The following is a 22534-nucleotide window of genomic DNA, read 5'->3' as shown; positions in this document are numbered from 1 at the left end:
ATTTCTCCTGTTAGTGGGCGACGGCCGCAGCGCCGTGTTCATCGATCAACGCACCGTTGTGGAAACGGTCGATGGAGAAAGGTGCGGCCAGCGGGTGCATTTCACCCTTGGCCAGGCTGGCGGCAAACACGTTGCCTGAGCCCGGTGTGGCCTTGAAGCCACCGGTGCCCCACCCGCAGTTGAAGAACATGTTCGGTACCGGGGTTTTGGAAATGATCGGGCACGCGTCCGGCGTGGTGTCGACGATGCCGCCCCACTGACGGTTCATGCGCACGCGCGACAGCACCGGGAACATCTCGACGATGGCCTGGATGGTGTGTTCGATCACCGGGTACGAACCACGCTGGCCGTAACCGTTGTAGCCGTCGATACCGGCGCCGATCACCAGGTCGCCCTTGTCGGACTGGCTGATGTAACCGTGCACGGCGTTGGACATGATCACGCTGTCGATAATCGGCTTGATCGGCTCCGACACCAGGGCTTGCAACGGGTGGGACTCGATCGGCAGGCGGAAGCCGGCGAGCGACGCCATGTGCCCCGAGTTACCGGCGGTGACCACACCAACGCGCTTGGCGCCGATGAAGCCTTTATTGGTTTCCACGCCGATGCACACGCCGTTTTCCTTGCGAAAGCCGATCACTTCGGTCTGCTGGATCAAGTCCACGCCGAGTGCGTCGGCCGCACGGGCAAAGCCCCAGGCCACGGCATCGTGACGGGCCACGCCGCCGCGCCGTTGCACGGTGGCGCCGAGCACCGGATAGCGGGTGTTTTTCGAGCAGTCGAGGTATGGGATCTCGTCGGCCACTTGTTTGGCGTTGAGCAGCTCGCCGTCCACGCCGTTAAGGCGGTTGGCGCTGACACGGCGCTCGGAATCACGGATGTCCTGCAGGGTGTGGCACAGGTTGTACACACCACGCTGGGAGAACATCACGTTGTAGTTCAGGTCCTGGGACAAGCCTTCCCACAGCTTCATCGCGTGTTCGTACAGGTGCGCCGACTCGTCCCACAGGTAGTTGGAACGCACGATGGTGGTGTTGCGCGCGGTGTTACCGCCGCCCAACCAACCTTTCTCGACCACCGCCACATTGGTGATGCCGTGTTCCTTGGCCAAGTAGTAGGCGGTCGCCAGACCATGCCCGCCACCGCCGACGATGACCACGTCGTAGACCTTCTTAGGGGTCGGCGTGCGCCACATCTTCTGCCAGTTTTCGTGGTGGCTGAGTGAGTGTTTGAAGAGGCCGAAGCCCGAGTAGCGTTGCATAGTCATTACTCCAAAACCGCGCTCAGCGATAAACCGGGAAATCAGCGCACAGGGCAGACACGTGCTTGGCCACGTTGGCCTCGACATCGGCATCGCCGAGGTTGTCGAGGATGTCGCAGATCCAGCCGGCCAACTCGATGCATTGCGGCACCTTGAAACCACGCGTGGTCACCGCCGGGGTGCCGATGCGCAGGCCCGAGGTTACGAATGGCGACTGCGGGTCGTTCGGCACGGCGTTCTTGTTGACGGTGATGTGGGCACGCCCCAGGGCCGCGTCCGCCTCTTTGCCGGTGAGGCCCTGACGGATCAGGCTGACCAGGAACAGGTGGTTGTCGGTACCACCGGACACTACATCGTAGCCGCGCTTGATAAACACGCTGGCCATGGCCTGGGCGTTATCGATCACTTGTTGCTGATAAGCCTTGAAACCAGGCTCCAGTGCTTCCTTGAAGCACACGGCCTTGCCGGCGATGACGTGCATCAGCGGGCCGCCCTGGGCGCCGGGGAATACGGCAGCGTTGAGTTTTTTCTCGATCTCTTCGTTGGCCTTGGCCAGGATCAAACCGCCACGCGGCCCGCGCAGGGTCTTGTGGGTAGTGGTGGTGACCACGTCGGCGTAAGGCAGTGGGTTCGGGTACAGGCCAGCGGCAACCAGGCCGGCGACGTGGGCCATGTCGACGAACAGCAGCGCGCCGACCTTATCGGCGATCTGGCGGAAGCGCGGGAAATCCAGGGTCTTGGAGTAGGCAGAGAAACCCGCCACGACCATCTTCGGCTTGTGCTCAACCGCCAGGCGCTCGACTTCGTCATAGTCGATCAGGCCGGTGTCGGTGTTGATGCCGTACTGCACGGCGTTGTACAGCTTGCCCGAGGACGAAACCTTGGCACCGTGGGTCAGGTGGCCGCCGTGGGCCAGGCTCATGCCGAGAATAGTGTCGCCGGCATTGATCAGCGCCAGGTACACCGCGCTGTTGGCGGAAGAACCGGAGTGTGGCTGCACGTTGGCATAATCGGCGCCGAACAGCTGCTTGGCGCGCTCGATGGCCAGGGCTTCAACCTTGTCCACGTGCTCGCAACCGCCGTAGTAGCGCTTGCCCGGGTAGCCTTCGGCATACTTGTTGGTGAGGCCGCTGCCTTGGGCTTCCATCACGCGTTTGCTGGTGTAGTTCTCCGACGCGATCAGCTCGATATGATCTTCCTGGCGCTGCTCTTCGGCATTCATCGCCGCCAGCAGTGCGTCGTCATATCCCTGAATCTGGTCTTTTTTGCTGAACATCGCGTCTCTCCCAGCCTTTCGTATTGGTGAGGCCCATACAGGCCCTTTGATGCGATGGTAGGGCTGGCGCAGACAGGTCAAATGCCTACGCACGCCACGCAAAGGTGCGTTTACGACATGGCATCACGTGTAAGCAGATAAAAACGAGCACTGCCTCGTCCCACAGAGCACCGAGAACACATAATTAAAGTGTCCTTTCTACACAAACAAAATATTTAATTATCAAAATATCCGACACTCACTTCCTACAAAACTACAAAAACAAACACAGAAATTAAAAATTAAAAACCCTAAAACAAATAACTTTTTACAAAGTTAATTTTGCAAATAAGACCACACCAACATCAACTATACGAGGCACGTTCACCCCAACTAACTTGCAAACCCGGCTTGAAATCCACATCCCGCACAGGAGTACAGGCATGGATTTACTTCACCAAGTTGTCGACATTTGCAAACGGCTGGCCCCAAGTGGCTGGCACAACTTACTGCTGCACCACGGTCTGGATATCCTCGCGCCCAATCTTGAACAGGAACTTCGTAAACCACTGAGCGCGGACAGAACACTCCCTGGTTTTGAAGACTTCACCTTGAGCGCAACACGTGGCATTGAGCCTGGCAAGCCAGCGCACAGTTTGCTGTACCATGCGATGGCCCACGCCAACGTTACAACAGACGCCCAAGGCCACCCTCTCCAGGCTTATCCCACGGCCGCCGAACTTGAAACCGTTATCAACTATGTTTATGGCTGCCAGCCCCCCAGCCTTGAGCAACTCAAAGAGCGTGCAGATGGACACCTGATGGCCGTTGTTGTGTTCGCTGTCGAATACCGCCCGGCGCCGGACACCGTACATAAGGTGCAGGCCGATCTGTGTTTTTCACGAACCGGTGTCTCTCGGGTCGGGACTATGGCGCCTTTATACGACGCTCAAAGCAGAGGTTTTCTACCTTTTGTCGAAGAAGACAGTCACGCCATTCGAGTCCTGCCGGCACGATACAGTGCCTACATCGCGGTCCGGCTCAAAGGTGACAGCGCCAGTTTCGGGCCTATGCGTTTTGGTGAAAAAGACGCCACCCATGACTTCTGGGTGCCGCTGCATAAACTGTTCAACGGTAACGAGTGCATTGCCGGCATAACCCTGGACGTTCAGCTCCAGGCCCAACACAAAAACGAGAAACTACGCCGCATACACCTGCAACTGGGAGCTGAGTCGGGCTGGGAAGAGCACCATATCAGCCAGCCTGCCTTCGTTCTGACCGAAGGCCTTGGGGACTGGCTTCCCGAGCGCGTGTTCGGCCCCGGATTAATGGCCGCCACGCCGCGCAAACATCTGGTTGAAGCCGCCCGATACCAAGGCCAACCGTTGACGTTCAATGTCCCTACCGCACCTCAACTGCTGGTTTCCAGCTTGCGTATTCCCGAAAATGCCCCGGAATACGTACATATCCGCCATACAGTCGATGACGCCGGGCAGGTCACCAATCTCAATCAGCGACCGGATATGTTAAAGGTGTTGGAGAAGGGTAACTTCAAAGCCCTGCATTACCTGGACTTTACCGCCGATGGGTGGATTCAAGCCCAGTGCGCGGCATTGGACACCGCCATCGCACAGCGCATACCCGCGTATTCATTGATCTGCGCACCCGACTTTTATCCCCTGTGCACTCAGCGGCACCTGATCGAATGGTTGGAGAGCCTGGCTCCAGACGTACGGAACAACGTATTTCCTACACCACCGCAATGCCTGTCGGACGCTCGTTACCCTGCCAACATCCAATCTTTTCCAGAGACCTTCACCGGTACGGATGTGAGCATTACGGCGATCATTGCCCAGCTTCATTCCGTGCCCACCCTCGCTACACACCTGAAGAGGCCGAGAGGCGCTTCCGCCAGGCGCGCCTCATGCCTGCCTGATGCCGGAGCCGGGGTGTTCGCACCAGGCTGGGACGTTGGCATCGTTGACCACGAAACCGAACAGGACGACGTCACACACCTGGCGGCTTACAGACTGGGCAGCCCATTCCCCGAAGATGCCAAGCTTTGCGCGGCACTGAGTTCATTTTGGCCGGCCGTCGCACCGGACTCAGCCCAATCCTATGAACCGAACGGTGGCGCCGGGCCGACCATCAAGCCGATGCTGGATCATGAAATCGGCAAAGACGCCGGCTTCCCCTGGGACGGTACACCGCCCCCGCGCCGCTATAACGTCAATGACGTGCCACATAGGGCCTATCAGGCTTACCTCTACGCCGATTACACGGAAAACGCGCTGGAAGGAAAGTTCTCGCTGGCACTCACGGGCAAAGTCGACTCGCAGGAATATCAACGTCGCATCGATGCTTTTCGACGCGTAAAACTGTCATTGGGCGATTCGGCCGCAGAATGGTTTATTGACGCGTTCAATATTGCAACGCCCGATGATCTTAAAATAATCACGTGCAATACCCACTTGCCGGTGACGCCACTAGCCGTCGGCTATCGATTAGAGATGTTCCGTTATAAATCGATAGCGTCGCCCACGCATAACCCATTACATATCCAACTAATCGACACTTCTACTTACCTGATATGGCCACACGTCATTTTGCGCCAACACGGCATTCAACCTTGGCGGTGTCTATAGAAAGTTCCGATCAACCACCATGAATAACTACGATGTCATCATAATAGGTGCCGGCCCGGCGGGTTGTTCGGCGGCCATTACTTGCGCTCGACATGGGCTGAAGGTAGCACTTGTCGAGCGCCTGTTGTTTCCGCGTAAACGCCCCGGTGAAACATTGCACCCGGGTATAGAGCCGCTGCTCCAGCAATTGGGTGTGGCTGACAAAGTACGCGGGGATACCTTCATGCGTCCCACCGGGAACTGGGTACAGTGGGGCGAAGCCCGGCACTTCGTTCCATTCGGGGAAGATGCACAAGGGCCGTGGCGTGGATTTCAGATCCCAAGAGCAACGCTGGATGGCTTTTTATTGGATAGCGCCATCTCACTGGGCGTCCATGCCCTGCAACCCTGCCAGGCAAAGGCTGTGTTGCTGGAAAACAATTGCATCGTGGGCATCCGGACCCAGACGGAGCAATTGTTTTGCCGGCATCTTGTTGACGCAAGCGGCGCTCATGGTTGGCTGGCCAGACAACTGCGGCTGAAAGTGCGTCGATACTCACCCGCCCTTACGGCCGTGTATGGCTATAAGCAGGGGACCGTCGAAGAGTGTGCCCTCGGTATGTTCGCAGATCCACAGGGCTGGTATTGGACGGCCAACATCGGCCAGGGCCTCTACCACTGGACACGACTGCGCTTTGCGCAAGACAAGGTGCCGAGGGCATCGGCGGCTCCGGCCTGTTTGGCACGGCTGGCGTGTGCGGGGCAGGTACAAGGGGCCGACGTCACCTGGAAAATCTGTGACCAATCGGCCGGCAACGGTTATTTCATCATAGGCGATGCCTGTGCCGTGTTGGATCCAGGTGCTTCCCACGGGGTGCTCAAGGCCCTGATGTCGGGAATGATGGCGGCGCACTGTATCGTCGACGCAAGTGCTACCCCGATGCGTTGGCCCGCTGTTTCACGGGAGTATCGTCAATGGGTACGGGATTGGTTCGAAAGCGACGTTCAGAAAATGCGTTCGCTCTACGCAGCGCATCCGTTTCCACCCCAGTGGCTCGACCAACAGTGGTGATCGCTTCAGCTGATGGCACGCCGCACCACAAGCAATAGAAAAAAATGCAAGGGGTATAGGATATAGGCCCACCGTTGCATCGCGGGTGGCGCGAAATTCCCGGCGTGTCGCAACAGCAAAAGCCCAGCGAGCGGCGCAACCAGACAAGCCACCCCCCCTGCCAGCGCAACCCACGTTCCGCTCTCGAGCAGGACCTGCCATTGATTGGCGGCGATGCACACCAGCCCTGGCAACAGACTGAAATACCATGACCGGCGAAACACCAGCAGCATCGCCATTGGCAACAAAACCCCGAAGAAGCCGAACATCAGGTGGGTAGAAAACACACCGGCGATTATCAGGGCGATCAAGGCCAGGCCTCGATCAAGCAGCGTCTTGTGCTGCCATCCTCGCGCAACCAGAAGGCCCAGCGCCAGGGTCGGCAACACGTTCAAGGTGTCGGCATCGTCGATAAACATTCGGTACGGCACTTCGCTGATCACACTGAACAGCAACAGCCAGCCCAGGTAACGCCATTGGCCGCTCACGGGAGCGTTTCTGACGCGATGCAAATTCGCCGCAATCGCCAGGCAAAACCACGGGAATGCCAGGCGCCCCGGCACATACAGGCCATCGAGGCTCAAACCGACATAGCGCAGGTGATCCAGGACCATGCTCAGCAGCGCCAGCCACTTGAGCAGGTCCAAAGCGCCATCACGGACGCGTCCGACATCCAATGTTTCGGTACCGTGCATAATTCCCCAGTAACTCTGCATTTACAGCGCGTGCGTACGCCCGACAATCTTGGTTACAGTGCGCACCAACATCGACCACAGGAATGGGCCATGACCGACAAGAGCCAACAATTCGCCAGCGACAACTACTCCGGGATTTGCCCGGAAGCCTGGGCCGCCATGGAACAAGCCAACCAGGGCCATCAACGCGCCTACGGCGATGATGAATGGACCCATCGCGCCGCCGACGGTTTCCGCAATTTGTTCGAAACCGACTGCGAAGTGTTCTTCGCCTTCAACGGCACCGCGGCCAACTCACTGGCGCTGTCTTCACTGTGCCAGAGCTACCATAGCGTGATTTGCTCGGAAACCGCCCACGTCGAAACCGACGAATGCGGCGCACCGGAGTTTTTCTCCAACGGCTCGAAGCTGCTCATCGCCCGCACCGAAAATGGCAAGCTGACCCCGGAATCAATCCGCGAGATCGCCCTCAAGCGCCAGGACATCCACTACCCCAAACCCCGTGTGGTCACCCTGACCCAGGCCACCGAAGTCGGCAGCGTGTACACCCCGGATGAAATCCGCGCCATCAGCGCTACCTGCAAGGAACTGGGCCTGAACCTGCACATGGACGGCGCACGCTTCTCCAACGCCTGCGCCTTCCTCGGTTGCTCCCCCGCCGACCTGACCTGGAAAGCCGGTGTGGACGTATTGTGCTTTGGCGGCACCAAAAACGGCATGGCCGTGGGTGAAGCGATCCTGTTCTTCAATCACAAGCTGGCTGAAGACTTCGACTACCGTTGCAAACAGGCCGGCCAACTGGCCTCGAAAATGCGCTTTCTCTCCGCCCCGTGGGTGGGCCTGCTGGAAAACGACGCCTGGCTCAAACACGCACGCCACGCCAACCACTGCGCACAACTGCTGAGCAGCCTGGTGGCGGATATTCCCGGGGTTGAATTGATGTTCCCGGTACAGGCCAATGGCGTGTTCCTGCAGCTCTCGGAACCGGCCATCGCCGCGCTGACGGCCAAGGGCTGGCGCTTCTACACCTTCATCGGCAAAGGCGGCGCACGCTTCATGTGTGCGTGGGATACCGAGGAAGAGCGTGTAAGAGAATTAGCTGCGGATATTCGGACAGTGATGGGCGCCTGAACGTAGCGAATACTGGCGCAATGCCGAGTCTGTCATTTGATATTTCTGACAGCAGCAGGCTGTATTTTCATTGACTAGCCTCTTGGAACCCGAAAGGAAAAGGCCGCATTCAGAGGCTAATGCCAGTCAGAAGGCTTTTTGCAGGAGCGAGCTTGCTCGCGAAAAACTCACAGGCGCCGCGTTCATTCAGGCAACACGCGTTACCGTTGACGTTTTTCGCGAGCAAGCTCGCTCCTACAGAAGGCGCTTACGCTTAATTGCCTGGCATTAGCTGCAGAGGCCGCCTTTCGGGACGACCACCTGCCGAATCATCGGCCGGAAACGGACATCCAGCAGAGGCTAACCCCATGGAATACCAGAGCAACGGCAACACCCTGCAAGGCGACGGCAGCATCAGCACCACGGTGATTGACTGGGATGAGTTCAGGAAGCACGCAAAAGTCGGGGACACCATCCGCGAACCGTCGAGAACCTTGAGGATCTACGACAAAGTCTATGAATTGACAGCTTCAGGCCAGAACTTCGTGGTTCATCTCTACGCTCAGTAACCGTTAACATCCTGTGTGGGAGGAATCTTGCTCCCACACAGGAATATGCCCCACTTGAGCAGGTTGTTAATCAGAACTCGATACGCACATCGCCCTTCGGCACACTGCAGCACGACAGGATGTAACCCTCGGCTTCGTCTTCCTCGGTGATCCCGCCGTTGTGCTCCATCTCGACTTCCCCACCCAACTTCATCACCTTGCACGTTCCGCAGATGCCCATGCCGCAAGCTTTGGGGATCAGCAGGCCAAGCTTGGCCGCCGCTGCGTGCACGGTTTCGCCCGGCGCCACGCGGATGCTTTTGCCCGAGGCAATGAATTCCACCTGATGCAGGTCAGCCAGATCGGGTTCCGGTGCTTCGGCGGCTTGTTCGGCCTGCTCCACCGCATCGGCTCGGGCTTCAGGTGGCGTGGCCCCAAACGATTCTTCGTGGTAACGCGCCATGTCGAAACCGGCGGCCTCCAAGAGGCGCTTCACTGCATTCATGTACGGCGTAGGGCCGCAGCAGAACACTTCGCGCTCCAGGAAGTCCGGCACCATCAGTTCGAGCATTTTGTGGTTCAGGTAACCGCGGTACCCCGCCCAGGGCTCACCCAACCCATGCTTCTCACAAATCAGGTGCAGGCTGAAGTTATCAATCCGCGACGCCATGTGTTCCAGCTCGCGGTGATAGATGATGTCCTTGGGCGAGCGAGCGCTGTGGATAAATGTCATGTCGACGTTAGCGTTGGTGTCGTAGAACCAACGGGCCATGGACATCACTGGCGTGATGCCGACGCCGCCGCTGAGATACAACACTTTCGGGCTCGGAAAGTCGATGGCGTTGAACAGCCCGACCGGCCCGTGCACCGCCAGCTCCTGGCCTTCATGCAGGGTGTCGTGCAACCAGTTGGACACGCGGCCACCCGGCACACGCTTGATCGTCACCGAAAAGCTGTAGGGCACCGATGGCGAACTGGAAATGGTGTACGAGCGCATGATTGGCTGCCCGTCGATTTCCAGTTCCAGGGTGACGAATTGTCCCGGCTTGAAAAAGAACAGGATTGGCTGGTCGGCCATGAAGCAAAAAGTGCGCACGTCCCAGGTTTCCTGGATGACTTTGACGCAACGGACGATGTGTCGACCATTGGCCCAGGTCTGAGTAGTTACCGGGTTCAGGAAGTTATTGGACATGCTGTTCTCCGTAGCCGTAGGTCGGCCTGATGAAGGCGATTTTGCGTAACGCCGAATGCGCCCATTTACCTATCTGCGACATTCACATACTTATCGCGACCAGCCCCCATACCACGGGGGTTGCGCGTCGGGATCAGAGTGGGCCATGTCGCTAATGGACAAGGTTCTGGCCTTCAGCGGCCCCACACTCACGCCCAACAACCACGCTTTCTTTACGCCTTGCGTAGTACAACCGTAGCCACTATTCGCCGGCCACATTGAATGGCCATGAGGACACATACGATGGACGTCACCGCAACCTTAAGCTTGGGCGATCCGCTGGAACCCGCACGCAAGGCCACCGCGCAAATGCTGCAAGAACGTGAGCGCACCTTTTCGCTGCCGCAACCGTTCTACTCGGATGAACGACTGTTCGATATCGACATGCAGGAAATCTTCCAGAAAGAGTGGTTGATCGCCGGCATGACCTGCGAGATCCCCGCCAAGGGCAACTACCTGACCCTGCAAGTGGGCAAGAACCCGATCATCGTGATCCGTGGCGCCGAAGGCGTGGTGCATGCGTTCCACAACGTGTGCCGTCACCGTGGCTCGCGCCTGTGCACCAGCGACAAGGGCAAGGTCGCCAAACTGGTCTGCCACTACCATCAGTGGACCTACGAGCTGGACGGCCGCCTGCTGTTCGCCGGCACCGAGATGGGCGCCGACTTCGACATGAAGCAGTACGGCCTGAAACCGGTGAATGTGAAGACCGCCGGCGGCTACATCTTCATCAGCCTGGCCGAAAATCCGCCGGCCATCGATGACTTCCTGTCGACCCTGAACCACTACATGGAACCCTACGACATGGAAAACACCAAGGTGGCGGTGCAAACCACCTTGATGGAAAAAGCCAACTGGAAGCTGGTGCTGGAGAACAACCGCGAGTGCTACCACTGCAACGCCTCGCACCCGGAACTGTTGAAAACCCTGCTGGAATGGGACGACGTCACCGACCCGCGCGCCGACCAGGCGTTCAAGGACCACGTTGCCGCTTCCGCCGCTGCCTGGGATGCCGAGAAAATCCCTTACGCCCACGCCAGCTTCGGCTTGCGTAACCGCATCGTGCGCATGCCGCTGCTCAAGGGCACCGTGTCGATGACCATGGACGGGAAACAGGGCTGCGCCAAACTCATGGGGCGCATCAAGAACCCGGACCTGGGCTCCATGCGCATCCTGCACCTGCCCCACTCGTGGAACCACTGCATGGGCGACCACATCATCGTGTTCACTGTGTGGCCGATCAGCGCCCAGGAAACCATGGTCACCACCAAGTGGCTGGTACACAAGGATGCCGTGGAGGGTGTGGACTACGACGTGGAGCGTATGCGCCAGGTGTGGGACGCCACCAACGACCAGGACCGACGCCTGGCCGAAGAGAACCAGCGCGGCATCAACTCCACCGCCTACCAGCCTGGCCCGTACTCCAAGACCTACGAGTTCGGCGTGGTGAACTTCGTGGATTGGTACAGCGAACGCATGTTGAACAACCTCGGCGCAGCCCCAGCCCCTTACCTCAAAGGCGTGGCTGCACACGAATAACCGATACCCACAGCTCAAACATGTTGGAGGGGGCTTGCTCTACTACCCGTCAGTTAAGAAGTAGAAAGGCGACAACGTAACCTGTGGCGAGGGAGCTTGCTCCCGTTGGACTGCGCAGCAGTCCCATGCTTTGTAAACAAAGAGCGGGGCCGCTTCGCGGCCCAACGGGAGCAAGCTCCCTCGCCACAGATACAGCGTTCCCCCTTAACTGACTGGCATGAGGGCAAGCCTCCTCCCACAGTTGAAGCTCACACTGCTTAATATTTGATCAAATCTCTCGCAGACCACTGCCAGCCTGCCTTACAGCCGTTACCCAACAACTTATCCACAAAGCCACCCATAGCAATTGTGGGCAAGTGTGCTCCCGGCCTAAAAATAAATGAAGAAATTCCGTGACTTATTCAAGTCGACGGGATTCACACACCACTGATCATTTATTGATCAAATTCTTGCAGACCACGAAAAACGTGGCCTGTAGCACTACGCGAACACCTTATCCACAGATACACCAACAGACTTTGGGGGCAACTTTTCCCGGGCTGTGGAAAAGGCCGCCAAAGCTTCATAAATCGGGCTATTCAGGCTTTTCAGAGGGTAAAACGACAAGATTGATCAAATTTCGAACAACCTCATGAAAGCCTTGTTTTATATGGGCTGTAGCTGATAGCGAACATCTTATCCACAGAGGCGCCAACAGACTTTGGGGGCAAGTCTGCGCAACGAAATGAATGAAATCAGGTAAAAAACCCAGGAAAAACCGCCAGTTAGGCTGGTTATTTTTCGTACAGGGGATTGCAGGGCTTGATTTGCATGGGGTGTAGACGACCGCGAACAGGTTATCCACAGACGGGTCAACAGGGATTGTGGGTAATATCAGTTTCCCTGTAAGAGCGAGCTTGCTCGCGAAGAACCTGAGAGCGCCGCGTCAAACCAGGCACGCTGCGTTATCGTTAAGGTTCTTCGCGAGCAAGCCCGCTACTTGTAAGGTTCAGCGAACCACGCCTTCCTCAACCAGCAGCTTGAGGATGGCTTCGGCGCCCGCTTGCGGGCTGAGATCCTTGAGAATCTGCCCACCGCCGCCACTGGCCTTGGCCGTTGCAGCCTTCATGCGGTCGGCACCGCTCTTGGCCTTGATCACCTTGAGGCGCTTGGGCCGAGGCTTGGCCGGCTGCAGCACGGCGCCTGTGAATAACTCATCCTCTTGCACTTCGACCTCATGGGCTGCCAGCTCGCCGCGTTGGGCTGGCCCGTAAGCACTTTGCCGAGGCTTGGGCGCCGCGTTATCCACCGTGGCCAGAAACGGCAGGCGCACCTTCAAGCGCCGCCGCTGACCACGGGGCAAGGCTTGCAGCACGTGGGCTACGCCGCCGTCGATAGACTCCACCTGTGCGAGCCCGACAATCAGCGGCCAGCCCAATTGCTCGGCCAGCAGGAACGGCAACATGCCCGAACCTTCACCGGTTTCCGCCTGGCTGCCGGCGAGCACCACCTGGGCTCCCGCGTCACGCAGGTACTCACTGAGCACCGGCAAGGCATCGCTGCCCGCCGGTTGCTCCAGCACATGCAACTGCGGCAAACCCATGCCCAGGTAACTGCGCAAGGTCGGTTCGGCGACATCGCCGGCGTGCAGCACCTGCAACTTATCCCCAGCCATTTGCAGGCCGAGTTCGACCGCGCGCGCATCCTGCTCCGCACGACGCGGGCGCCCGGAAGTGGGATGGGCACCAATCGAAACCAGGCTGATTACATTCGTCGTCATGGTCATATCCCTAAGCTGCATCGCGCTTGGCGCCGTTGCGGTAGGCCGCGACCGCATCGATCAAGGCTTGCAATATCGCGGCGCTCTCGCCGATCACCGACAGGTCGGCACGCTTGATCATGTCGCAGCCGGGGTCGAGGTTGATCGCCACCACCTTGTCGCAGGCACCAATGCCTTGCAGATGCTGGATCGCTCCGGAAATGCCCACGGCCACATAGACGCGGGCGGTGACCCAGGTGCCGCTCGCGCCGACCTGGCGATCCCGGGCCATGAAGCCGTCGTCCACCGCCACCCGCGACGCGCCTTCGGTGGCGCCCAGGGCGGCAGCGGTCTGGTGGAACAGCGCCCAATCCTTCACGCCATTGCCGCCAGAGAAGATGAATTCAGCTTCGGCCATGGGGATCGCCGCCGGGTCCACCGCCACCGCACCGAGATCTTCGATGCGCGGCAGGCTGCGAGCCAGGGCTGTGGATAACTCCACGGGCAACACTTCGTGGCGGGTCTCGCTGACCGGGTCGGCACATTCGGCAGCCGCCAGAATCAAGCGTGGCAATGGCCGAGCCAAATCTTCCTGGCCGGCGCCGGCGCGGCCGATGCATTCCCCCCCCTTGATCTGCCATACCCGCGTGGCGGGGCGCTCCTTGAGGCTGGCGGCAAAACGCCGCCCCAACTCACCCCCCCCACTGCGGCTATCCGGCAAGAGCCAGTGACGCGGGTTGAACTGGTTATCCACAGCGCGTAAACCCTGCACACGTTGCTCCGGTGAATAACCGTCGAACTCATGCCCTTCCAGCACCAGCAGGCGATCCACACCGGCGGTGGCAAAGGCACTTTCCTTATGCTCCCCAAACACCACGGCCAGCACGGCGCCGTCGCTGCCGGCGAGTTGCCGCGCCAGGCCGAGCAAGTCGCGGTCGTGGCTGCTCAAGCGGCCACCGACCATGTCTGGCACCACGTTGATGTAGAACGCAGGCGCCGCCACCTGATGCAGTGGCAACTGCACTTCGGCGGCCGCCGTACGCTTGGTCGCGCCTCCCTGCTGGGCGCCGCTGCGGTCGATGCGCTTGATGCCATTGGGGCCGATGAAACCGACACCGTGCACGTTCTTGCGGATGATGCCGTTGGGCCCCATCCAGCTGTGTTGCACCGGCTGCATCGCCGCATGCAACGGGTGCAGGCGGTTGCGTGCGATCCATTCGGCCCGTGGGTCGCGGCGGATAATGTCGCTCATCAGTGCACCTCCGCAGGTTCACGTTTCAAAGGGGCTTTGGCAGGCGTGGCGTCTTCGAGCAACGCGTCGGCGACCAGTTCAGCGATGTCCTTGATCAATGGCCGAGGCTCCACCACACCCTCAAGCATCGCCGTACACTGCGGGCAGCCCACGGCCACCAGCTCGGCGCCGGTTTCACGGATGTCCTCCATGCGCATATCGGGGATACGTTGCTTGCCGGGAATGTCAGTGATCGGTGCGCCGCCACCGCCGCCGCAGCAGCGTGAACGGAAGCCGGAGCGTTGCATCTCCTTGACCTCGATACCCAGTGCACGCAGCACTTGACGCGGGGCTTCATATTCGCCGTTGTAGCGGCCCAGGTAACAAGGGTCGTGGTAGGTCACGCTGTTGCCCTTGTGCTGGCCCAGGTTCAGCGCGCCCTCGCCGATCAGCTCGGCCATGAAGGTGCTGTGGTGTTGCACCAGGTAGTTGCCGTTGAAGGCGCCGTATTCGTTTTTCAGCACATGGAAACTGTGCGGGTCGCAGGTGACGATGCGCTTGAAGCTGTACTTGGCCAAGGACTGGATGTTGCGCGTGGCCAGCAGTTGGAAGGTGGCTTCGTCGCCCAGGCGTCGCGCCACATCGCCACTGTCACGCTCTTCCAGGCCGAGTACGGCGAAGTCGACCTTGGCGGCTTTGAGTACTTTGACGAAGGCACGCAGGGTGCGCTGGTTGCGCATGTCGAAGGCGCCATCACCGACCCAGAACAGCACCTCGCAGCGGCCCGTGTCACTGAGCAATGGCAGGTTCAGGTCGGCCGCCCAGTTCAGACGACCGCCCGGTGCGAAACCGCCAGGGTTGTCGGTGGCGATCAGGTTTTCCAGGACTTCGGCACCTTTGTTCGGCGTGGCGCCTTTTTCCAATGTCAGGTGGCGGCGCATGTCGACGATGGCGTCCACGTGCTCGATCATCATCGGGCACTCTTCCACACACGCACGGCAGGTGGTGCACGACCACAAGGTTTCGGCGTCCACCAGGCCATTGACGATCGGCTGATGCGGGTTGCCGCCGTGTTCGCCAATGGCTTTGCCTGGATACGGGCTGCCGGCAAACTTGGCGTCGGTGCCGCCAGCCAGGCCGACCACCATGTCTTGAATGAGTTTTTTCGGGTTCAGCGGCTGGCCCGCAGCGAAAGCCGGGCACGCGGCTTCGCATTTGCCGCATTGCACACACGCGTCGAAGCCGAGCAGTTGGTTCCAGGTAAAGTCCTTGGGTTTCTCCACCCCCAGCGGCGCGGTTTTGTCACTCAGGTCCAAGGGTTTCAAACCGGTGGAACGCCCGCCGCCGAAGCGCTCGGCGCGACGGTGCCAGGCCAGGTGCAGGGCGCCGGCAAAAGCGTGCTTCATCGGGCCGCCCCAGGTCATGCCGAAGAACATCTCCGATACGCCCCACAGCACACCCACGCTCAACAACGCCGCGAGCAGCCAGCCGCCGAAGTCGGCAGGCAGCACCCCGGCTACCGGCAGGGTCACCAGGAAGAAACTCACCGAGAATGCCATCAGGCTTTTCGGCAGGCGCATCCACGGGCCTTTCGACAGGCGTGACGGCGGGTTGCGTCGACGCAGATAGACAAAGGTGGCGCCGACAAACATCAGCACCGAGGCCAGCAGCAAGGCATAGCCGAGGATGCGGTTATGCAAGCCGAAACCATGCACCAGGATCGCCAGCAATGCCGACAGCACAAAGCCCAACGCCGTGGCGACGTGAGTATTGGCAATGTATTTGTCACGGGCCACCACGTGGTGCAGGTCGACCATGTAGCGCTTGGGCATGGCCAGCAGGCCGCCGATCAAATCGACTTTGGACGCGCGGCCCCGGCGCCACATCGCGACACGCCGAAGCGCCCCAAGGACAGCAAGCCCCAGGGCGGCAAATAAGAGAATAGGCAGCAAGGTGTTCAACATGGTGAAGCTCCCACAGACCTCATAGGTCTACTGTGAAACGGGCCTTGAATGCGGGAGGGGGCTGGCCCCGATGGCAGAGTGTCAGTTGGTAGAGCTGTAGCTGACCCATCGCTATCGGGGGCGAGCCCCCTCCCACATTTAAACCGAGTCCACTTTGGTTCAGTGTCGACTTAGAAATCCTTGCACAGGCGCAGGGCGTCATAGATCGCGGCGTGGGTGTTGCGCTGGGCCACACAGTCACCGATGCGGAACAGCAAGTACCCATCACCCGGCTCACTCAAGATGGGCTGCGGCTTGATTGCGAACAGCGCTTCGACGTCGATCTGCCCCTTGTTGCGCGAACCTTCCTTCAGCGCGTAGTAGATCGCTTCGTCAGGGCGCACGCCGTTCTCGACGACCACCTGGTCCACCACCCGCTCCTCTTTGGCACCGGTGTATTCGTTCTCCAGCACCGCCACCAACTTGTCGCCCTCGCGGTAGACCTTTTCCAGCATCATGTCGCCGGTCATGATCACTTCCTTGGGGTACATGCTGCGGTAGTAGGTCGGGAACGACGTACCACCGATGGCCACGCCCGGCTTGATGTCGTCGGTGACGATCTCGACCTGGCTGCCTTTGTCCGCGAGGAAGTCCGCCACCGACATGCCGGTGAACTCGCAGATGGTGTCGTAGACCAACACGTTCTTGCCCGGTGCGACTTTGCCGTCGAGCACGTCCCAGCTGCTCACTATCAAGCCTTCTGCGGCGCCCCAGTGTTCGTTCTGCTCCACGTTCGGCTGCCCACCCACTGCCAGCACGACCACATCGGGACGCAGGTCGAGGATGGTGTCGGCATCGGCCGCCACCCCCAGGCGCAGGTCGACTTTCAAGCGCGCCAGCTCCAACTGGTACCAGCGGGTGATGCCAGCGATCTGGTCGCGCTGCGGTGCCTTGGAGGCCGTCGTGATCTGCCCGCCGATGAATTCTTTTTTCTCGAACAGGGTCACGTCGTGGCCACGCTCGGCGGCAACCCGTGCCGCTTCCATCCCGGCAGGGCCGGCGCCGACCACCACGACTTTGCGTTTGGGCCCGGTGGATTTCTCGATGATGTGCGGCACGCCCATGTATTCACGGGAGGTCGCGGCGTTCTGGATACACAGCACGTCCAGGCCCTGGTACTGGCGGTCGATGCAGTAGTTGGCGCCCACGCATTGTTTGATCTGGTCGATCTGGCCCATCTTGATCTTGGCGATCAGGTGCGGGTCGGCGATATGCGCACGGGTCATGCCGACCATGTCCACATAACCGCCTTCAAGGATGCGCGTGGCCTGGTTCGGGTCCTTGATGTTCTGCGCGTGCAGCACCGGGACCTTGACCACTTCCTTGATACCGGCAGCCAAGTGCAGGAACGGCTCCGGTGGATAACTCATGTTCGGGATCACGTTGGCCAGGGTGTTATGGGTGTCGCACCCCGACCCCACCACGCCGATGAAATCGAGCATGCCGGTGTCGTCGTAATACTTGGCGATCTGTTTCATGTCCTCGTGGGACAGGCCATCCGGGTGGAACTCGTCACCGCACAGGCGCATGCCTACGCAGAAGTCGTCACCTACCTCGGCACGCACGGCTTTCAACACTTCCAGGCCGAATTTCATGCGGCCCTCAAAGGTGCCGCCCCATTCGTCGGTACGCTTGTTGACCCGTGGGCTCCAGAACTGGTCGATCATGTGCTGGTGCACGGCGGACAGTTCCACCCCGTCCAGGCCACCGGCCTTCGCGCGACGCGCAGCCTGGGCGTAGTTGCCGATCACGCGCCAGATTTCTTCCGGCTCGATGGTTTTGCAGGTGGCACGGTGCACCGGCTCACGCACGCCGGACGGCGACATCAAGGTCGGCCAGTTGAAGCCGTCCCAGCGGGAGCGACGACCCATGTGGGTAATCTGGATCATGATCTTGGCGCCATGCTTGTGCATGGCGTCGGCCAGGTTCTGGAAGTGCGGGATGATGCGGTCGGTGGACAGGTTCACCGAGCTCCACCATTCCTGGGGGCTGTCGATGGCCACCACCGAGGAGCCGCCGCAGATCGCCAGGCCGATACCGCCCTTGGCTTTCTCTTCGTAGTACTTCACATAGCGGTCAGTGGTCATCCCGCCGTCGGTGGCATACACCTCGGCGTGGGCGGTACTGAGCACGCGGTTGCGGATGGTCAGTTTGCCGATCTGGATCGGCTGGAACATTGCTTCGAAAGCCATGGCACGGTCCTCGGCTTACAACGGCTTGACGGTGAACAAGCCATCATCGTGGCCCTCTTCGGAGCCTCCGTAGACTTGTTCGGCCACAGTGCGGATCTTGCTGCCACGCGCTTCAAGGATCTGGTCCATGGCGCCGGCAAACCAGCCGGTGAACATGTAGTCGACCTTGCGTCCGACCTTGCCATACACGTAGACGAAAGCGGAGTGTTCGAGCTTGACGCTGGCGGTGCCTTTGTCGAGGTCGATGTCCTGGATCTTGAACAGGCCCCAGCCGCGTTGCGACAGGCGCTTCATGTAATGTTCGAACACCGCGACGCCTTCCAGGCCATGGCACTCGGCTTCTTTTTCACACCAGTGCCAGGCGGACTTGTAGCCGGCCTTGTAGAGAATTTCGGCGTAGGCTTCAGCGCCCAACACCTCTTCGATGCCCATGTGGTTGTTGACGAAGAAGTGGCGCGGCACATACAGCATCGGCAGGGCGTCGGAGGTCCAGACACCGGTTTCGCTGTCGACTTCGATTGGCAATTGCGGGGCGATCTTGGCCATGGAAACTTAACTCCAGAAAATTCTTGTGTAGTTCCCCCGACACGAACGGCCGAGGGAGAAGATGCGTTGGCGGTGGCTTATTCGCCCCAGACGTCCTTCAGGACATTGACCCAGTTCTCGCCCATGATCTTGCGCACTACCCGTTCAGGGTGGCCGCGCTTGAGCAGGGTCTCGGTGAGGTTGGGGAACTCACCCACGGTGCGGATGCCCAGCGGGTTGATGATCTTGCCGAAGTTGGTCAGGCGGCGGGCGTAGCCCTTGTCATGGGTCAGCATCTCGAAGAAATCCTGGCCATGCCCCTGGGTGAAGTCGGTGCCGATACCGATAGCGTCTTCGCCGACGATGTTCATGGTGTATTCGATGGCTTCGGCGTAGTCGTCGATGGTCGAATCGATGCCCTTGGCCAGGAATGGCGCGAACATGGTCACGCCGACAAAACCGCCGTGATCGGCGATGAACTTCAGCTCTTCATCGGATTTGTTGCGCGGGTGCTCTTTAAGGCCCGATGGCAGGCAGTGGGAGTAGCACACCGGCTTTTTCGATTCGAGGATGACTTCTTCGGACGTTTTGGAGCCCACGTGGGACAGGTCGCACATGATGCCGACGCGGTTCATCTCGCCGACAATCTCGCGCCCAAAACCCGACAGGCCGCCGTCGCGCTCGTAGCAACCGGTGCCGACCAGGTTCTGGGTGTTGTAGCACATCTGCACGACGCCCACGCCGAGCTGCTTGAAGATCTCGACATAGCCCAACTGGTCTTCGAACGCATGGGCGTTCTGGAAGCCGAAGATGATGCCGGTCTTGCCCAACTCCTTGGCGCGACGGATATCCGCGGTGGTTTTCACCGGGATCACCAGGTCGCTGTTCTCACGGATCAGGGTCTGGCTGGCCACGATGTTATTGATAGTGGCCTGGAAGCCTTCCCACACCGACACGGTGCAGTTGGCGGCGGTGAGGCCCCCTTTGCGCATGTCCTCGAACAGATCGCGATTCCACTTGGCAATAATCAGCCCGTCGATAACGATGCTGTCGGCGTGCAATTCGGCTGGGCTCATCAGGCGTCCCCTTATGGCGATTCATGCGCCGAATCGTCTGCCGGCGCTTTGGGCCAGCATATGCCCAGGGGCCGACGGAACCGGGTGCAAAAACGACAGGGGAATTGCCGAAAGCGTCAATCCGCGACAAAGGCTGTTAAGAGAGGCCTGACTGGCGGCTGTTCTTTGTCTTACGCTTGAGCCAGAATTCGGCCATTACCTGATATGAGACGGCGCAATGAAATCGATTTTCCTGGCTTTGGCACTCATCGCAACCACCGCCCACGCGGCTGAAGACACCGACAACACGCCGTGCGATGGCATCGAAAACGACAAACAAACCCTGGAATGCGCCACTTTCAACAAAACCACCGCCGAGCAATTGCTCAAAGATAACTACCAGGGCCTGCTCGAACGCATGGCGTCGACCTACGGCAGCAACAAGTCGCAGCTCGCCGACATTACCGCTCGTCTGAAGGACGCCCAGCAGAAGTGGGAAAAACTGCGCGACGCCGATTGTGCGGTGGACACCTTTCCGGCGGTGACGGGCACCAAGGACTACGCCATTCAACAGAATGATTGCCTGGCGCGGATGAGTGATGAGCGGTCGGAGTTTTTGGAGTCGATCGGGCAGGAATAAGCGACAATCTGCGCTATTTCTTTCTTAACCAAGGCCACTCATGACTATTTGCGGCATCGAAATCAAAGGCAGCGAAGCCATCCTCGCCGTCGCCTCCCTGGGCAACCAGGCGCTGAGCCATGTCGCGCTGTCCACCAAGAAAATCGCCCTTGAAGACGATGACGAGGCGGCCAACGTCAAAGCGTTCGCCGCCCAGGTGAAGGCGTTTGTGCAGGAAAACGCCATCACCCGTATCGCGATCAAGAAGCGCAGCAAGAAAGGCGAGTTTGCCGGTGGCCCGACCACGTTCAAGATTGAAGGCGTGTTTCAGTTGCTCGACGGGGTTGAGGTGACGCTGCTGTCGCCGCAGACCATCAACGCGCAGAACAAGAAGCACAGCTTTGAACTGCCGACGACGTTGAACAAGTATCAGCACGAAGCTTATAAAGCGGCTTGTTCGGCCTTGGTAAAGAAGTAAGTCACACCGAAGTACAGTGTGGGAGCGGGCCTGCTCGCGAATGCGGCGGGTCAGTACCGAATGCGCCAACCGACACACTGTATTCGCGAGCAAGCCCGCCCCCACATTGGATGGGTGTTGCCTCAGGCCGGTGTACGGCGCTTGTGCAGCAGCCACTCCCCGAAGGATTTGTCTTCCAGGGCATACCCACCCCGGCTCGACTTCCACACCAGTTCTTTATCCCGCAGGGCATCGATACACGCCTGAATGGTCTGGGTGCCCGGCACCACATCACTGCCCATGTCTTCCAGCACTTTGCTGACGGCCGTGATCGTGCTGTCGGTGAAGGGGGCGAAAGGTTCGTTGTTTTGAGAGCGCTCCACCATGACTTCCAGCACGGCGCGTTGGGGCACGGTGAGGTTGTTCCAGGCGCTTTCGAATTCAGTCCATACACCCGCGCGCAGCAATTCGGCGCGACTGTGCAGCAGTTGGCCGAGGTTGCTCGCCTCACCCAGCTCCAGCGCCACTTCACCGATGATCGTGCGCAGCATCTCGGGGCGTCGACCTACCAGCTCGAAGGCTTCATCAATATCGGCCGCGTTGAATTGGTTGGTCTGGGCCAGGTGCGCGTTGAGGTGTGCAGTGTAGGCCCGGGTGAACTCTTTACCCAGCAGCGGAAACGGCGTGATGCTGGAGCCGAAGAACGGCTGACTCTTACCCAACACCAGATGGGCCAGCTTGTCGCGGTTGGAGCCGGTGAACACCAGGTGCAAACCGCTGCCATCCTCGTCACGGCCTTGGTTGAGCTGATCCCGGGCGGCCTTCAACGCAAACATCGCGTTGATCCCCGACTCGCTGGTTAAAGCGTGCTGCGCCTCGTCAATCACCAGCACGACGGGTTTTTCCGCAGCATTGTGGAGTAATTCCAGGGCCTGGGTCAGCGTCGCACCGACAGGCAGTTGTGGCTTGGTAAAGTCCCAGGACAAGGTACGCAGAAAGCTCAGCTTCTCGATCCCGATGTTCTTGGCCAGTTTACGAATACCCTTTTCGTAGGGCACCAGGGCAGCGGCGATAGCGCCGGCGATCAGCTCCGCCGGGTCTTGCTCTTTGTCGGCCCACAGATCGACGTAGACGGTCAGCCAACCCCGCAGTTGACACTCGGGAATCAGGTCTTCACGCAAAAAAGTGCTTTTCCCGGTGCGCCGGGGTGCTGCGAGGAACAGGCCCGACGTGAAGTCCTGAATACCCGCCCCCACCAAACCGTCGGCTATGCTGCTTGCCAGGGCGGGGCGGCGAAACACAAAGCCGCTGTTCTTGGACATGCTTTTATACTCAATTAT

Annotated in this window: 18 protein-coding genes; 7 read left to right on the top strand and 11 right to left on the bottom strand. The window is 59.6% G+C overall.

The features are described from left to right. Positions 1-10: 10 nt before the first annotated feature. The gene (locus EXW71_RS15505) at positions 11-1261 is read right to left on the bottom strand and encodes a sarcosine oxidase subunit beta (protein ID WP_010207084.1); all 1251 of its coding nucleotides are present in this window, start codon (positions 1259-1261) and stop codon (positions 11-13) included. A 22-nt stretch (positions 1262-1283) separates the two neighbouring features. After that, the gene (gene glyA / locus EXW71_RS15500) at positions 1284-2537 is read right to left on the bottom strand and encodes a serine hydroxymethyltransferase (RefSeq protein ID WP_123717259.1); all 1254 of its coding nucleotides are present in this window, start codon (positions 2535-2537) and stop codon (positions 1284-1286) included. A 422-nt stretch (positions 2538-2959) separates the two neighbouring features. Between glyA and EXW71_RS15495 the strand changes: the two genes are divergently transcribed. Both EXW71_RS15495 and EXW71_RS15490 read left to right on the top strand, forming a co-directional pair. After that, positions 2960-5161 (top strand): hypothetical protein, encoded by a 2202-nt coding sequence (locus EXW71_RS15495; protein ID WP_134659070.1) that lies wholly within the window; start codon positions 2960-2962, stop codon positions 5159-5161. A gap of 19 nt (positions 5162-5180) precedes the next feature. Next, positions 5181-6212: an NAD(P)/FAD-dependent oxidoreductase gene (locus tag EXW71_RS15490; protein ID WP_134659072.1), complete on the top strand. Its 1032-nt coding sequence runs from the start codon at positions 5181-5183 to the stop codon at positions 6210-6212. 5 nt (positions 6213-6217) lie between these two features. On the opposite strand, the gene EXW71_RS15485 is transcribed toward EXW71_RS15490, so the two are convergent. Beyond that, complete coding sequence (locus EXW71_RS15485) at positions 6218-6946, bottom strand: TraX family protein (RefSeq protein WP_134659074.1); 729 nt, start codon at positions 6944-6946, stop codon at positions 6218-6220. A 90-nt stretch (positions 6947-7036) separates the two neighbouring features. Between EXW71_RS15485 and EXW71_RS15480 the strand changes: the two genes are divergently transcribed. Next, complete coding sequence (locus EXW71_RS15480; protein ID WP_060753363.1) at positions 7037-8077, top strand: low specificity L-threonine aldolase; 1041 nt, start codon at positions 7037-7039, stop codon at positions 8075-8077. Between the two features lie 347 nt (positions 8078-8424). Beyond that, complete coding sequence (locus EXW71_RS15475) at positions 8425-8625, top strand: hypothetical protein (protein WP_123717255.1); 201 nt, start codon at positions 8425-8427, stop codon at positions 8623-8625. Between the two features lie 70 nt (positions 8626-8695). On the opposite strand, the gene gbcB is transcribed toward EXW71_RS15475, so the two are convergent. Then, the gene (gbcB, locus tag EXW71_RS15470) at positions 8696-9796 is read right to left on the bottom strand and encodes a glycine-betaine demethylase subunit GbcB (RefSeq protein WP_123717254.1); all 1101 of its coding nucleotides are present in this window, start codon (positions 9794-9796) and stop codon (positions 8696-8698) included. Between the two features lie 282 nt (positions 9797-10078). On the opposite strand from gbcB, the gene gbcA reads away from it, so the two are divergent. Then, the gene (gene gbcA, locus EXW71_RS15460) at positions 10079-11374 is read left to right on the top strand and encodes a glycine-betaine demethylase subunit GbcA (protein ID WP_123717253.1); all 1296 of its coding nucleotides are present in this window, start codon (positions 10079-10081) and stop codon (positions 11372-11374) included. Between the two features lie 988 nt (positions 11375-12362). Here the strand turns inward: gbcA and EXW71_RS15455 are convergent. The 6 genes from EXW71_RS15455 to EXW71_RS15430 all read right to left on the bottom strand — a co-directional run bounded on the left by EXW71_RS15455 (position 12363) and on the right by EXW71_RS15430 (position 20139). After that, positions 12363-13133 (bottom strand): electron transfer flavoprotein subunit beta, encoded by a 771-nt coding sequence (locus tag EXW71_RS15455; protein ID WP_134659076.1) that lies wholly within the window; start codon positions 13131-13133, stop codon positions 12363-12365. 10 nt (positions 13134-13143) lie between these two features. Next, positions 13144-14364, bottom strand: a complete 1221-nt coding sequence (locus tag EXW71_RS15450; RefSeq protein ID WP_123717251.1) for an electron transfer flavoprotein subunit alpha/FixB family protein — start codon at positions 14362-14364, stop codon at positions 13144-13146. Then, positions 14364-16307, bottom strand: coding sequence for a dimethylglycine demethylation protein DgcB (dgcB, locus tag EXW71_RS15445; RefSeq protein WP_134659078.1), 1944 nt, complete (start codon positions 16305-16307; stop codon positions 14364-14366). Before dgcB ends, EXW71_RS15450 begins: the two co-directional genes overlap by 1 nt. A gap of 170 nt (positions 16308-16477) precedes the next feature. After that, complete coding sequence (dgcA, locus tag EXW71_RS15440; RefSeq protein ID WP_123717249.1) at positions 16478-18538, bottom strand: dimethylglycine demethylation protein DgcA; 2061 nt, start codon at positions 18536-18538, stop codon at positions 16478-16480. Between the two features lie 15 nt (positions 18539-18553). Next, entirely contained in the window at positions 18554-19084 is a 531-nt protein-coding gene (locus tag EXW71_RS15435; protein WP_008083165.1) for a DUF5943 domain-containing protein, read from the bottom strand. A gap of 77 nt (positions 19085-19161) precedes the next feature. Beyond that, the gene (locus EXW71_RS15430; protein WP_060753372.1) at positions 19162-20139 is read right to left on the bottom strand and encodes a dipeptidase; all 978 of its coding nucleotides are present in this window, start codon (positions 20137-20139) and stop codon (positions 19162-19164) included. A gap of 217 nt (positions 20140-20356) precedes the next feature. On the opposite strand from EXW71_RS15430, the gene EXW71_RS15425 reads away from it, so the two are divergent. Both EXW71_RS15425 and EXW71_RS15420 read left to right on the top strand, forming a co-directional pair. After that, positions 20357-20758 (top strand): lysozyme inhibitor LprI family protein, encoded by a 402-nt coding sequence (locus EXW71_RS15425; protein WP_123717248.1) that lies wholly within the window; start codon positions 20357-20359, stop codon positions 20756-20758. A 40-nt stretch (positions 20759-20798) separates the two neighbouring features. Then, complete coding sequence (locus EXW71_RS15420) at positions 20799-21215, top strand: DUF3010 family protein (protein WP_123717247.1); 417 nt, start codon at positions 20799-20801, stop codon at positions 21213-21215. Positions 21216-21337: 122 nt separating this feature from the next. On the opposite strand, the gene EXW71_RS15415 is transcribed toward EXW71_RS15420, so the two are convergent. Further along, complete coding sequence (locus EXW71_RS15415; protein ID WP_134659080.1) at positions 21338-22516, bottom strand: AAA family ATPase; 1179 nt, start codon at positions 22514-22516, stop codon at positions 21338-21340. Positions 22517-22534: the final 18 nt, after the last annotated feature.

This window comes from Pseudomonas sp. BCA17, assembly GCF_004519405.1.
GTDB lineage: Bacteria > Pseudomonadota > Gammaproteobacteria > Pseudomonadales > Pseudomonadaceae > Aquipseudomonas.
Note: the sequence above shows the minus strand (reverse complement) of the source record. Positions and strands in the feature narration are given on the sequence as shown.